Source organism: Pseudomonas sp. MWU12-2345 (assembly GCF_023242385.1).
Lineage (GTDB): Bacteria > Pseudomonadota > Gammaproteobacteria > Pseudomonadales > Pseudomonadaceae > Aquipseudomonas > Aquipseudomonas gingeri_D.
The window spans coordinates 105,790-117,872 of record NZ_JALLJA010000006.1 but is presented as its reverse complement, the minus strand read 5'-3'; the positions used below and the strand labels follow the sequence as shown (position 1 = coordinate 117,872).

The window sequence follows — 12,083 nt, the reverse complement described above, 5'->3', positions numbered from 1 at the left end:
GTGACTGCATCGAACTCAGGATCGAGGTGCCACCAGTCAACCCTCGGCGAGAGCGGCCTGGCGCTCGCGGGCGACCGGAGCCTTTTCCCCATGTTCCAACTGCATGCAACGTTCAAGGAACAGATACATGTAGTCATAGCTCTTGCAGATCGCCTGCCGCAGCTCGACCTGCAGTGCCTTGGCGGGATTGTTGCCGGCCAGGGTACAGATGATTTCCAGGGCTTCCCACGGATGGGCATCATCGTACTGGGCATGCATCTTCAACCATTTCATCGCACGCTTGCGGTCTTCCTCCGGGAAAGCCGCGGCATAGACCCCCGTCGAACAGACCAGCGCCGACCACTCGCCGGTGGCCCCTTCAATGGCGTAGTTGGTCGCGGCAATCCCGACGATCAGCGCATCGGCCGAACTGGTATGCCAGCACCAATGACTCAGCGCGTGCAGCTCGGGCGCGACCTGTTGTGCCTGCAGGTCCTCGAGGGTCACGCCGTGGGCGCGGCTCCAATGCAGCCAATAGTCGGCGTGGTTCAGTTCCACGCGGATATTGCGCATCAGCCAACGCCGCGCCATGTCCTCGCCGGGATGGCGGGCAAAACGGGTCTTGGTGAGGTTCTGTGCCATGTATAACGCAAACTGTTCAACCACCGGCCAGCCGCCAATCAGATAGTGGCGCATGGTTTTCGCGCTCAACCTGTTGTCGCGCATCCGCTGGTAAAGTTCGTGTTCGACAACCCGGCGCTTGCTCTCGCTACAGTCCTGAATGAGCTGCTGCGCCCACGCGGGGTAGCTGGAGGCCTCCATAAGTGGGCCGGTTCTGCTGAAAGTGTCGATCACTGTCGGGCTCCTTCTGAGTGGTGATTTAAGCAGATCAGCAAAGGTTTCAGCGGAATGTACCAGGCGCCTTGAACAGGAGAGGCCGGGGTCGAGCGGGCCGACACAACAGGCTGTCACAGGTGAACAACTGCGGCCGCTCGACAATATAGCCTTGAGCATAGTCGACACCGATCTCGAGCAGGGCCTGCTCGATCTGCGGTGTTTCAACGAATTCTGCAATCGTTCGCTTCCCCATGACATGGCCGATGTGATTGATCACCTCGACCATGGCGCGGTTAATCGGGTCGTCCAGCATATCCTTTACGAAACTTCCATCGATCTTCAGGAAGTCTACAGGCAAATGTTTGAGATAGGCGAATGAAGACATTCCCGCGCAAAAGTCGTCCAACGAGAACCGACAGCCCAAGTTCTTGAGTTCATTGATAAATCGTATGGCGCTGCCGAGATTGGAAATGGCGCTGGTTTCAGTTATTTCGAAACAAATCATATCCGGCGGAATGCCATGCAGCTTGAACTGCTCATGCAGGAAGCCGAGGAAGCCGTCGTCGCCAATGGTGGTACCCGACAGATTGATCGCGCACATCGCCATCGCGCCCCCGCGCTTCTGGGCGATGCATTCGGCAATGACCTTGAAGACGTTCTGCACCACCCAGCGATCCAGTTGGGTCATCAGGCCATAACGCTCGGCGGCCGGGATAAAGCTGTCGGGCAGGATCATACGCCCGGCCTCGTCGTGCAAACGCAGGAGGATTTCCACATGCCCACCGGTGTGATCGGTGTGTCCCAGGGCGGCAATTTCCTGGGCATACAGGCAGAACCGGTTTTCCTCCAGGGCCATGTGCAAACGCTGGACCCAGGCCATCTCGCCGAAACGCAAGGACAACTCCGAATCGTCCGCGTGATACACCTGGACCCGGTTGCGCCCCTTCTCCTTGGCCATGTAGCAGGCCATGTCCGCCGCCCGCAGCGAAGCCTCCAGGGTGGCCGGTGCCTGGGCAATGTGCACCAGGCCGATACTGACCGTGGTCACGAACGGCCGCCCTTTCCAGACGAAATGCAGGTTCTGCACGGTCTGCCGCAGGCCTTCGGCGATCTTTTCCGCGGCCTCCGACGGGCAGTTCTCCAGCAGGATGCCGAACTCGTCACCGCCCAGACGGGCCAGGGTATCGCCCTCGCGCAAGCCGGATTGCAGCAAGGCACAGATGTGCCGGAGCAATTCATCGCCGGCGGCATGACCGCAGGTGTCATTGACCAGCTTGAACTGGTCCAGGTCGAGGAACATCAAGGAGTGGCGTGCCGGTTGGCGGCTCAGGTTGTACAGCGCCTGTTCCAGGCGATACTCGAATTCACGCCGGTTGGCCAGGCCCGTCAAGGCGTCATGGGTGGCCTGCCAGGACAGGTTGGCAATGTACTGGCGCTCCTGGGTCATATCGTGCAGCACCAGCACCGTCCCACTGACTTTGCCGGCGTTGCGGATCGGCGCGCCCACCAGGGTCACCGACACGGTGCTGCCGTCCAGGCGCTGGATCAGCTTGGAATGCTCGCTGCCACCGCTCAGCCGGCCGCTGAGAATATGTTCGATCAGGGTAAAACCTTCCTCCTGGGCATTTTCGTCGAGCAGGTTGAACAGTGCCGCCAGGGGCAGGCCATGGGCCTGTCCGGCCTTCCAGTGGGTCAGGTGCTCGGCGGCCGGATTCATATAGGCGATGGCGCCTTCCACATCGGTGGTGATGACCCCGTCACCGATCGACTCAAGGGTAATCTGCGCCCGCTCTTTTTCCAGTTGCAAGGCATCGGCAAAGGCATGGCGCTGGGCCAGCAACTTGTGCGTGCGCAGCAAGGCCAGGGCGATCAGGCCCAGGGCGGTGGCCAGGTTGGTGATCAGCAACAAGCGCAGAATGACCCGCGAACCTTCGCCCAGGGCATCGCTGAAGGCTTTAGCAGCCGGTGTCACGCCATCATTGATGGCAAAGATCTGGCTCTTCCAGCCTCGGATATCGTTGTTACTCTCCTGGTTGACCGAGATCGCCCGGTGCATCTGCTGGGCGACAGTGTCCAGTTGCAACAGGTAACTGTCGCCCACCGCCCATTTTTCAATGGCTCGTTCCAGGTAACTGAAGTGCCGGAAGTTCAGGTATAACCAGATGATGCTGGAGGCATCGTCGGGGTGATTGCCGCCTTGCAGTATCCCACGCCGGGCGGCTGCCAGGTCCGGGGTCGGCGAATCCAGGGCGACCCGCAGGTCGTGTCCGCCCTGGGGCACGGCGATCGCTTCCTGGTATTTACGGAAGATCGTTTCGTCGCGACTATCGGCGTACAGGTTGAGGTAGTAGATGGCGTCCTTCTGGCCCTTGGACCAGAGGCTCTCGCCCGCCACATAACCGCGCACGGCGGACAGCACATACAGGCTCAGGCAGCCCAGCAGGGCCTGAAACAGGACAACAGCAATAAATGGCCAGACGATGCCCAACAGCCGTGGCGTTCCGAGAGTCCGCGTTTGCTTCATGAGATCCCTTGCATCAGCACTGCCAGATGAGCACTCGAGAGAAATCCACTTCTGATAGCACAGCCTAGGCTAATTTCCATGACACCGAAGGGATCAACCTCCCCCCTTCCAGGTCACCGGAACTCATCCATCGTTCGCACACACAGAGAAAAAAGTCTTTCCTTCAGTCAATTCAACCACTAAGCACAGAAAACCCGATAAAACTCAAGCGCGTCAAATTTTTTGCAGGTGCCCGTACAACTTCGCGTAGAGGCCACCTTCGGCAATAAGCTGCTGATGGTCGCCGTCCTCGGCGATGCGCCCACCGTCGAATACCAGCACCCGATCCGCCTGTTTCACCGCAGACAGCCGGTGGGCAATGATCAGGGTCGTGCGACCGCTGAGAAACCGGCTCAGGGCCTGATGCAGGTTGTATTCGGTGGCTGCGTCGAGGGCCGAGGTCGCTTCATCGAGAATCACCACTTTGGGTTCGGCCAGGACCATCCGGGCAATCGCCAGACGCTGACGCTGACCACCGGACAAACGCACCCCGGAGCGCCCGACAATACTGTCCAGGCCTTGTGGCAATAGGTTGATCGTAGCGTCGAGCTGGGCAATTTCCAGTGCCCGCCAGCAAGCTTCATCGCTGCGCTCACGGCCCATGGTCAGATTGGCGCGCACGGTATCGTTGAACAACGCCGGGTGCTGTAACACCACCGCGACGTTCTCGCGCACGGTGTCCAGGCCGATCTCGGCCTGGGACGCGCCGCCAAAGCGAATGGTCCCGGACTGGGGCGTGTAAAGACCCAGCAGCAGTTGCACCAGGGTGCTTTTACCGCCGCCGCTGGCGCCGACAATCGCGACTTTTTCGCCAGGGGCGATGGACAGGTCCAACTGATCGAGCACCGGTTCCTCGCCATAGGCAAAACTCAGGCCCTGTACCTCGATACCCACGGTGTCGCGCCCAATGAAAGGATCGACGCCACCGGGGTACTGCGGTTCATCGGCACGTGCCAGCAGTTCGTTGATCCGCTCGAGCGCACCGCCGGCGGCGTAGAAGGCATATTGCAGGTTCAGCAACTGCTCCACCGGCCCGATCATGAACCAGAGATAACTGAACACCGCGAGCATCTGGCCGATGGACAGGTCCGAGAACAGCACCGTGAGCATCGCCGCCGCACGGAAGATATCGATGCCGAACTGGAACAGCAGCCCCGTGGCCCGGCTCGAGGCATCGCTTTTCCATTGCGACGCCACGGCGTAATCCCGTACTTCCCGGGCACGGGTCCCCAGACGGCCGAGGAAAAAGCCCTGGCGATTGCCGGCACGCACTTCCTGGATCGCGTCGAGGGTCTCGGTCAGGGCCTGGGTAAAACGCGAGGTGCTGTCGTTTTCCAGCTTCTTCAGATGCTTGACCCGCTTGCCCAACTGCACCGTGGCATAGATCACCAGCGGGTTGAACAGCAGGATCAGCAGCGCCAGCTTCCAGTGCATCCAGACCAGGATGGCCGAGGTGCCCACCAGCGTCAGCATCGCCACCAGAAAGCGGCTCAGGGTCTCGCCGACGAACTTGTCCAGGGTGTCCAGGTCGGTCACCAGGTGCGTGGTCACGGTGCCACTGCCGAGGCTTTCGTACTCGCCCAGGGAAATACGCTTCAAACGCTCGATCAACCGGGTGCGGATGCGGTAGACGATGTCCTTGGCCAGCCCGGCGAACAGCCGCGCCTGGACCACGTTGAACACCAGGGCCCCACAACGCAGGGTCAGAGTCACCAGCAGCATCAGGCCGATATAACCGACGGCGCGCTGCCAGGGATCGGGCAGCAGGTGGTTCATCACCTTGAGCGCGGCATCGCCGTGCCCCAGCAGGACCTCGTCCACCAGCAATGGCAACAGCAGGGGAATCGGCACACTGCACAAGGTCGCCAACACGGCCACCAGATTGGCGATCCATAGCGCTTTCTTATGGTGCAGGGCCAGACGCCGGATTTCGGCCCAGCTCAAGCGGTCCACAGGGGGTTTGACGGGTTCGGGATCGGGCTGTTCAAGCACTGGCCGCGCGCTCCAGCCATCGGCCGAGCAGCGGGGCAAGTTCAGCCAGCGGCTGGTAGCCATTGGTCAGCAGCGCCAACTGGCCATTACGTTCGGCCAGCAGGGTCGGGAAACCGGCAATCCCCAGGTCCTGGACCCAGGTGAAATCGGCCGCGGTGGCCGCGTGTTGCTCGGCCGTGTCGAAGGCGCCGGCAAACTCGATGCGCGGCAAACCGGCTTGCTCCGCCAACTCCACCAGCACGCTGGCTTGGGTGACATCCCGGCCCTCGACATAGAAGGCCCGCTGGATCAGCCCCACCAGCGTCCACGCACAGTCCGGCGCCAGGCTACGCGCGGTGATCACGGCGCGGCAGGCAGGCTCGGTGTCGTAGATGAAACCGTCAGGCAAGGCGCCGTCGAGCTTGAACGGCTGGCCGGTGGTCTCGGTAACCGCCTGCCAGTGCTCCATGATATAGCGCCGGGTGGTCGGCTCCAGCGCGGCGCCGCTACCGGTGCGCAGGCCGCCCATCACCAGGTGCAGTTCGACCCCCGCCGCCTGGGCCTGCTTGACCAGTGCCTCGGCCACCGGGGCAAACCCCCAGCACCAGGAGCACATCGGGTCCATTACATAGAGCAGGCGCGCGGACATGGTTCAGCCCTCGGAAGATTGACGGTAGTTGTAACCGATCGGATGCGGCTGGTTGCGCGCCTTGGCCAGTTCGATCTGCTTCTGGCGGTCAATGGCGCTACGACGGGTTTTCTCGCTCAAGGTGTCCCAGCAATGCGGGCAACTGATCCCGGCCACGTAATGCTCCGAGGCCCGTTCCTCGACGCTGATCGGCGTACGGCAGGCATGACATTGATCGTAGTCGCCTTCGCTCAGGTCATGGCGCACGGTCACCCGATTGTCGAAGACAAAACAGTCGCCCTGCCACTTGCTCTGCTCCTGGGGCACCTCTTCGAGGTACTTGAGGATCCCGCCCTTGAGGTGATAGACCTCGTCGAACCCCTGGCTGAGCATGTAGCTGGAGGCCTTCTCGCAGCGAATGCCGCCGGTGCAGAACATTGCGACCTTCTTGTGTTTGGCCGGGTCGAAATGGGCTTTGATGTAGTCGGGGAATTCGCGAAAACTGGTGGTTTTCGGGTCGATGGCGCCTTCGAAGGTACCGATCGAAACTTCATAATCGTTGCGGGTGTCGATCAGCAACACTTCCGGGTCGGCGATCAACGCATTCCAGTTCTGTGGATCGACATAGGTGCCGACCTGCTTGTTCGGGTCCACGCCCTCGACCCCCAGGGTGACGATTTCCTTCTTCAGCTTGACCTTGGTCCGATAGAACGGCTGGTCATCGCAATAGGATTCCTTGTGGTCGATGTCGACCATCCGCGGATCCAGCTTGAGCCAGGCGAGCAGGCCGTCGATGCCTTCGCGGCTACCGGAAACCGTACCGTTGATGCCTTCTTCGGCGATCAGCAGGGTGCCTTTGATACCGTTGTCGACCATCGCCTGCAGCAGTGGCTCGCGCAGGGCAACGTAATCTTCCAGGGTGACGAACTTATAAAGTGCCGCCACGACTATGGGTTGAGTCATGGGTGATTCTCTCCAGGTGGCTGCCCTCGCAAAGGGCGAACCGGATGCAAAAAAAACGCGCCGACAGTGCGGCGCGTTGCGGATTCTAGCAAAAAAACACCGGTCAAAAAACCAGCATCAATGCCCTCCGCCGGCGCAGACCGGCGATGCCGGGGCCACGCCGATTTTCACCCATTCTTCAGGGGTGTAGGTATGCAGGGCCAACGCATGGAATTCACTCATCAGATCACCCAGGGTGGCATAGACCTTCTGGTGGCGCTTGACGCTGTTCAACCCGGCAAACTGTGCGCTGACCAGCACCGCCTTGAAGTGGGTCTGCAACCCACGGCTGTGCATATGGCTCTCGTCCAGGACTTGCAGGTGCTCGGGTTGCAGGGCGCCCAGTGCGGTTTCGATACGTTGCTGCATGCTCATTCCAGGCTCCGCTTACGGCTTTTTCTTGACCGCGGGTGCCGGCGCCTTGGGCGTCAGCTCGTTGGTCATGTCTTCCAGCAGCTTGTTCACCACCGGTACTGCGCTTTCCAGTTTGGCCTGGGTCATCTGGGCCGATTGCTGGGTCAGCTGCGGCATTTTTTCCAGGACTTTCTTGCCCAGTGGCGACTGGTAGAACGCGACCAGGTCCTTGAGTTCGGATTCGCTGAAGTTGTCGGTGTAGAGTTTGAGCATGTCAGGCTTGAGCTTGTTCCAGCCGATGGCCTGGTCCAGGGCGGCGTTGGCCTTGGCCTGGTAGGTGTCGAGCAACGGCTTTTTCGAGGCCGGTGCCTGGGTCTGCTCGAAGCGCTGGGCAAACATTTGCTGTACTTGCGCGTAGACCGGGGTGCCCAGCTTGTCGGCGTGGGCCAACGTCAGGAAAGCCTCGGCACTGGCGTTGTGGCTGGCGGTATCGGCGAAAACCTGGCCGCTGGCGCATACCAGAGCAACCGCGGTACAGATGGCACGAAGACGGGTCATCGAGTTTCCTTTCTAAACAGGCGAGGTAAAACCCCAAGGGCATCCATTCTGCGCCTAACAAAGTGTGTCACTCAACCCCGTGGCCAATGCTCGGGTGTCCGATGGTCGCGAAGAGAGTAAAACCTGGAAGGGAACCCACGCGTTCGATCAGGACCTAAACTGCGCTAACCCGCCATCAGGAGTGAAACCGAATGAGTCGCATCGAAACCGACAGCCTTGGCCAGGTAAACGTACCGGAAGAGGCCTACTGGGGCGCCCAGACCCAGCGTTCGCTGATCAACTTCGCCATCGGCACGGAAAAAATGCCCCTGGCGGTCATGCACGCCCTGGCGTTGATCAAGAAGGCCGCGGCCCGGGTCAACAACCGCAATGGCGACCTGCCCGCCGATATCGCCCGGCTGATCGAGCAGGCCGCCGACGAAGTGCTCGCCGGCGAACATGACGACCAGTTCCCGCTGGCGGTCTGGCAGACCGGCAGCGGCACCCAGAGCAATATGAACGCCAACGAAGTGATTGCCGGGCGGGCCAATGAACTGGCCGGCAAGGGCCGTGGCGGCAAATCGCCAGTACACCCCAACGATCACGTCAACCGCTCCCAGAGCTCCAACGACTGCTTTCCCACCGCCATGCACATCGCCGCCGTCCAGGCGGTGTACCAGCAGTTGCTGCCGGCGATGGCCGAACTGTCCGGCGGGCTGGCGGAACTGGCGGCACGCCATATGAAGCTGGTGAAGACCGGGCGCACCCATATGATGGATGCCACGCCGATCACCTTCGGCCAGGAGGTCTCGGCCTATATCGCGCAACTGAACTACGCCGAGCGGGCGATTCGCGCGGCCTTGCCGGCGGTCTGCGAACTGGCCCAGGGCGGCACCGCCGTCGGCACCGGGCTGAATGCGCCCCATGGTTTTGCCGAGGCGGTTGCCGCCGAACTCGCGGCGTTGTCCGGCTTGCCGTTTATCAGCGCGCCGAACAAATTCGCCGCCCTGGCCGGCCATGAGCCCCTGACCACCCTCTCCGGCGCCCTGAAAACCCTCGCCGTGGCCCTGATGAAAATCGCCAACGACCTGCGCCTGCTGGGTTCCGGGCCGCGTGCCGGATTTGCCGAGGTGAAGTTGCCGGCCAACGAACCGGGCAGTTCGATCATGCCCGGCAAGGTCAACCCGACCCAGTGCGAGGCGCTATCGATGCTGGCCTGCCAGGTCATGGGCAATGACGTGACGATCGGCTTTGCCGCCAGCCAAGGTCACTTGCAGTTGAATGTGTTCAAGCCGGTGATCATCCATAACCTGCTGCAGTCGATCCGACTGCTCGGCGATGGTTGCAGCAACTTCCAGCAGCATTGCATCGCCGGGCTGGAACCCGACCCGGTGCAGATGGCCGCGCACCTGGAGCGTGGCCTGATGCTGGTGACGGCGCTGAATCCGCATATCGGCTACGACAAGTCGGCCCAGATCGCCAAGAAGGCCTACAGCGAAAACCTCACCTTGCGTGAAGCGGCGCTGGCCCTCGGCTACCTGACCGACGCCGAGTTCGACGCCTGGGTCCGGCCGGAAAACATGCTTGAATCCGGCAAGAACGGCTGACGTCGAGCGTTAATTTGCCATCAAACGCACCCGCCGGGCCTTGAGCCCGGCCATCAGCGACGGCCCCAACGCCACCAGCGCCGAGCCCAGCACCACCAGCAACGCGCCGCCATACCCCAGGCCATTGATATCTTCGGGCTGTACGAAGCCGGGCCACAGCCAGGCCGCCAGGGCCACCGCGGCAAAGGTCACCAGCGGCGTGATCGCCAGGGTCGCACTGACCCGCGAGGCTTCCCAGTGCGCCAGGGCCTCGGCAAAGGCACCGTAGGCCACCAGCGTATTGAGGCAACAACCGAGCAACAACCAGCCCTGCAACGGACTCAGTTGCAGGACTTCGCTCGGGTGCACCCAGGGCGTGAGCAACAAGGCACAAAACAGGTAGATCACCATCATCACCTGCAACGAATTCCATACCGTCAGCAATTGCTTCTGGCTCAAGGCATAGAAGGTCCAGACCGTGGACGCCAGCAACACCATCAATACCCCGGCGGTGTAAGTCCCCAGGGAGGTCAGCAACTCTTCCAGGCGCTGATTGAAAAACAGCCCGAAGCCGAACAGCAGCACCAGCAAGCCGAGCCCCTGCCCCAGGCTGAAGCGCTCCTTGAACACGAACAGGCTGGCGATCAGCAGGAAAATCGGCCCCATCTGCACCACCAACTGCGCGGTGCCCGGACTGAGGCGGTTCAAGCCCATGAGGTAAAGCACGTAGTTGCCCACCAGGCCGAGCACCGCCATCAGCACCAGCCAGCCGCCTCGTGGCCCGAGGACATGCCGGCTCGGCAACCGCCGGGTCGCCGCCAGGTACACGAACAGAAAGCCCCCCGACACGATCAAGCGGCACCAGGTCACGGTCACCGGGTCCATCACCTGCAATACCTGCTTGAGCTTGATCGGCAAAATGCCCCAGAGCACGGCGGTCAACAGCGCCAGGAACAGGCCATAGCCCCAGCGACCGGATGAGATATGCATGAAGAGTCCTGCGGACGTGTGGGGGAAGTCGCCATTCTAGGCCTTGCCAGGTCGGCAACACAGCCGGGGAAGACAGCCCGATACGACCTTGAGCATGCCAGAAACGCCGTCAATAAACTGGCCATGACCATTGATCGGAGGATCAGGTGAGCTATCCTCATAAGTTTTATGCTAGATTTCTGACAGCTACGCTCACCAGCGAGATTTCGCCATGTTCGGCAAACGCGCACAAGACAACACCGAGGCCATACATTTTCGCAGTGGCCGAGTGACGACCATCAACGGATTGTTTTTTTTCAGCACTCGGGAAAACACACTGGAAGGGCCGTTCTTTACTCGCACCGATGCCGAGCGCGAAACCCAGCTGTATGTAAAACGCATGCAGCGGGCCAATGCCATCCAGGCCAGCCAGACCCTGTAGCAACAGGGTCTGGTCCAGGTTCAGAGCAACGCTTCGAACAACCCCGTCGCCCCCATCCCACCGCCCACGCACATGGTGACGATGCCATAACGCAACTTGCGTCGCTGCAGCTCACGCACCAGGTGCCCGACCTGGCGCGAGCCGGTCATGCCGAAGGGATGGCCGATGGAAATCGAACCGCCGTTGACGTTGTACCTGTCGTTGTCGATGCCCAACCGATCACGGCTGTACAGGCACTGCGAGGCGAACGCTTCGTTCAACTCCCACAGATCGATATCCGCCACGCTCAGGCCCCTGGCCTTGAGCAGCCGCGGCACCGAGAACACCGGGCCGATGCCCATTTCGTCCGGTTCACAACCGGCCACGGCAAAACCACGGAACAAGGCCTTCGGCGTCAGCCCCAGTTCCAGGGCTTTTTCCAGGCTCATCACCAGGGTCATCGAAGCGCCGTCGGACAGTTGTGACGAGTTGCCCGCGGTCACCGAACCGTCTTCGGCAAACACCGGCTTCAAACCGGCCAGGCTTTGCAATGTGGTGTCCGGGCGATTGCAGTCATCACGCTCCACTACGCCTTGCAGATGCTGGATCTGCCCGCTGGCCTTGTCTTCAACCGCATAGGTTACGGCCATGGGCACGATTTCATCGTCGAACAAACCGGCGGCCTGGGCGGCGGCCGTGCGCTGCTGGCTTTGCAACGCATACAGATCCTGCTGCTCACGACTGACACCGTAGCGTCGGGCGACGATCTCGGCGGTCTGGCCCATGGGGAAATAGATCCCCGGCACCTGCTCCTTGAGCAGCGGGTTGATCAGGTTGTCGGTGTTGACGCTTTTCATCGTCAGGCTGATGGACTCGACGCCACCGGCAACGATGATCTCACTGCAACCGGATGCGATCTGGTTGGCGGCAATGGCAATCGCCTGCAAACCCGAGGAGCAGAAACGATTGAGGGTCATGCCGGCGGTGCCGGTGCCCAGCTTCGACAACACCGCGACATTACGCCCGATGTTGTAGCCCTGGGCCCCCTCGTTGGAGCCGGCGCCGACGATGCAATCCTCGACGCTGGCCGGGTCGATGCCGTTGCGGCTGAGCAAGGCGTTGACGCAATGGGCCGCCATGTCATCCGGCCGGGTCTGGTTGAATTTGCCGCGAAAGGACTTGGCCAGGCCAGTCCGCACGCTGTCGACGATCACCACTTCACGCATGACCCACCTC

The 12,083-nt window shown here is 61.3% G+C and carries 11 protein-coding genes; 2 read left to right on the top strand and 9 right to left on the bottom strand.

Translation table 11 applies throughout. The features are described 5' to 3' along the window. Nucleotides 1-36 precede the first annotated feature (36 nt). The 7 genes from M5C71_RS14405 to M5C71_RS14375 form a co-directional block, all read right to left on the bottom strand. The gene (locus tag M5C71_RS14405) at nt 37-834 is read right to left on the bottom strand and encodes an iron-containing redox enzyme family protein (RefSeq protein ID WP_103495902.1); all 798 of its coding nucleotides are present in this window, start codon (nt 832-834) and stop codon (nt 37-39) included. 46 nt (nt 835-880) lie between these two features. Next, complete coding sequence (locus tag M5C71_RS14400) at nt 881-3,340, bottom strand: EAL domain-containing protein (protein ID WP_103495903.1); 2,460 nt, start codon at nt 3,338-3,340, stop codon at nt 881-883. Between the two features lie 213 nt (nt 3,341-3,553). Continuing rightward, nucleotides 3,554-5,332, bottom strand: a complete 1,779-nt coding sequence (locus tag M5C71_RS14395) for an ABC transporter ATP-binding protein (RefSeq protein ID WP_248768154.1) — start codon at nt 5,330-5,332, stop codon at nt 3,554-3,556. 31 nt (nt 5,333-5,363) lie between these two features. Further along, nucleotides 5,364-5,966 carry a DsbA family protein gene (locus tag M5C71_RS14390; protein WP_177100248.1) on the bottom strand — a complete coding sequence of 201 codons (603 nt, stop codon included), beginning with the start codon at nt 5,964-5,966 and terminating at the stop codon, nt 5,364-5,366. Nucleotides 5,967-6,002: 36 nt separating this feature from the next. Continuing rightward, nucleotides 6,003-6,941, bottom strand: coding sequence for a rhodanese-related sulfurtransferase (locus tag M5C71_RS14385; RefSeq protein ID WP_103495906.1), 939 nt, complete (start codon nt 6,939-6,941; stop codon nt 6,003-6,005). 117 nt (nt 6,942-7,058) lie between these two features. Further along, nucleotides 7,059-7,355, bottom strand: coding sequence for a BolA family protein (locus tag M5C71_RS14380; protein ID WP_103495907.1), 297 nt, complete (start codon nt 7,353-7,355; stop codon nt 7,059-7,061). A gap of 12 nt (nt 7,356-7,367) precedes the next feature. Beyond that, nucleotides 7,368-7,892, bottom strand: a complete 525-nt coding sequence (locus tag M5C71_RS14375; protein WP_103495908.1) for a DUF2059 domain-containing protein — start codon at nt 7,890-7,892, stop codon at nt 7,368-7,370. A 191-nt stretch (nt 7,893-8,083) separates the two neighbouring features. On the opposite strand from M5C71_RS14375, the gene M5C71_RS14370 reads away from it, so the two are divergent. Then, a complete protein-coding gene (locus M5C71_RS14370; RefSeq protein ID WP_103495909.1) occupies nt 8,084-9,478 on the top strand; it encodes a class II fumarate hydratase in 1,395 nt (464 codons plus the stop codon). 9 nt (nt 9,479-9,487) lie between these two features. Here M5C71_RS14370 and M5C71_RS14365 read toward each other — a convergent pair whose 3' ends face one another. Next, complete coding sequence (locus M5C71_RS14365; protein ID WP_103495910.1) at nt 9,488-10,447, bottom strand: DMT family transporter; 960 nt, start codon at nt 10,445-10,447, stop codon at nt 9,488-9,490. 211 nt (nt 10,448-10,658) lie between these two features. Here M5C71_RS14365 and M5C71_RS14360 point away from each other — a divergent pair, with 211 nt between their 5' ends. Next, on the top strand, nt 10,659-10,868 hold the full coding sequence (locus tag M5C71_RS14360; RefSeq protein WP_103495911.1) for a DUF6316 family protein: 210 nt from the start codon (nt 10,659-10,661) through the stop codon (nt 10,866-10,868). Nucleotides 10,869-10,888: 20 nt separating this feature from the next. On the opposite strand, the gene M5C71_RS14355 is transcribed toward M5C71_RS14360, so the two are convergent. Then, the gene (locus M5C71_RS14355) at nt 10,889-12,073 is read right to left on the bottom strand and encodes an acetyl-CoA C-acyltransferase (protein WP_103495912.1); all 1,185 of its coding nucleotides are present in this window, start codon (nt 12,071-12,073) and stop codon (nt 10,889-10,891) included. Nucleotides 12,074-12,083: the final 10 nt, after the last annotated feature.

What these genes read in the sequence shown, in the direction of transcription:
- M5C71_RS14370 (WP_103495909.1), top strand. Translation starts at nt 8,084, where the DNA reads ATGAGTCGCATCGAAACCGACAGCCTTGGCCAGGTAAACGTACCGGAA.
- M5C71_RS14375 (WP_103495908.1), bottom strand. Translation starts at nt 7,892, where the DNA reads ATGACCCGTCTTCGTGCCATCTGTACCGCGGTTGCTCTGGTATGCGCC.
- M5C71_RS14400 (WP_103495903.1), bottom strand. Translation starts at nt 3,340, where the DNA reads ATGAAGCAAACGCGGACTCTCGGAACGCCACGGCTGTTGGGCATCGTC.
- M5C71_RS14365 (WP_103495910.1), bottom strand. Translation starts at nt 10,447, where the DNA reads ATGCATATCTCATCCGGTCGCTGGGGCTATGGCCTGTTCCTGGCGCTG.
- M5C71_RS14355 (WP_103495912.1), bottom strand. Translation starts at nt 12,073, where the DNA reads ATGCGTGAAGTGGTGATCGTCGACAGCGTGCGGACTGGCCTGGCCAAG.
- M5C71_RS14390 (WP_177100248.1), bottom strand. Translation starts at nt 5,966, where the DNA reads ATGTGCTCCTGGTGCTGGGGGTTTGCCCCGGTGGCCGAGGCACTGGTC.
- M5C71_RS14360 (WP_103495911.1), top strand. Translation starts at nt 10,659, where the DNA reads ATGTTCGGCAAACGCGCACAAGACAACACCGAGGCCATACATTTTCGC.
- M5C71_RS14385 (WP_103495906.1), bottom strand. Translation starts at nt 6,941, where the DNA reads ATGACTCAACCCATAGTCGTGGCGGCACTTTATAAGTTCGTCACCCTG.
- M5C71_RS14380 (WP_103495907.1), bottom strand. Translation starts at nt 7,355, where the DNA reads ATGAGCATGCAGCAACGTATCGAAACCGCACTGGGCGCCCTGCAACCC.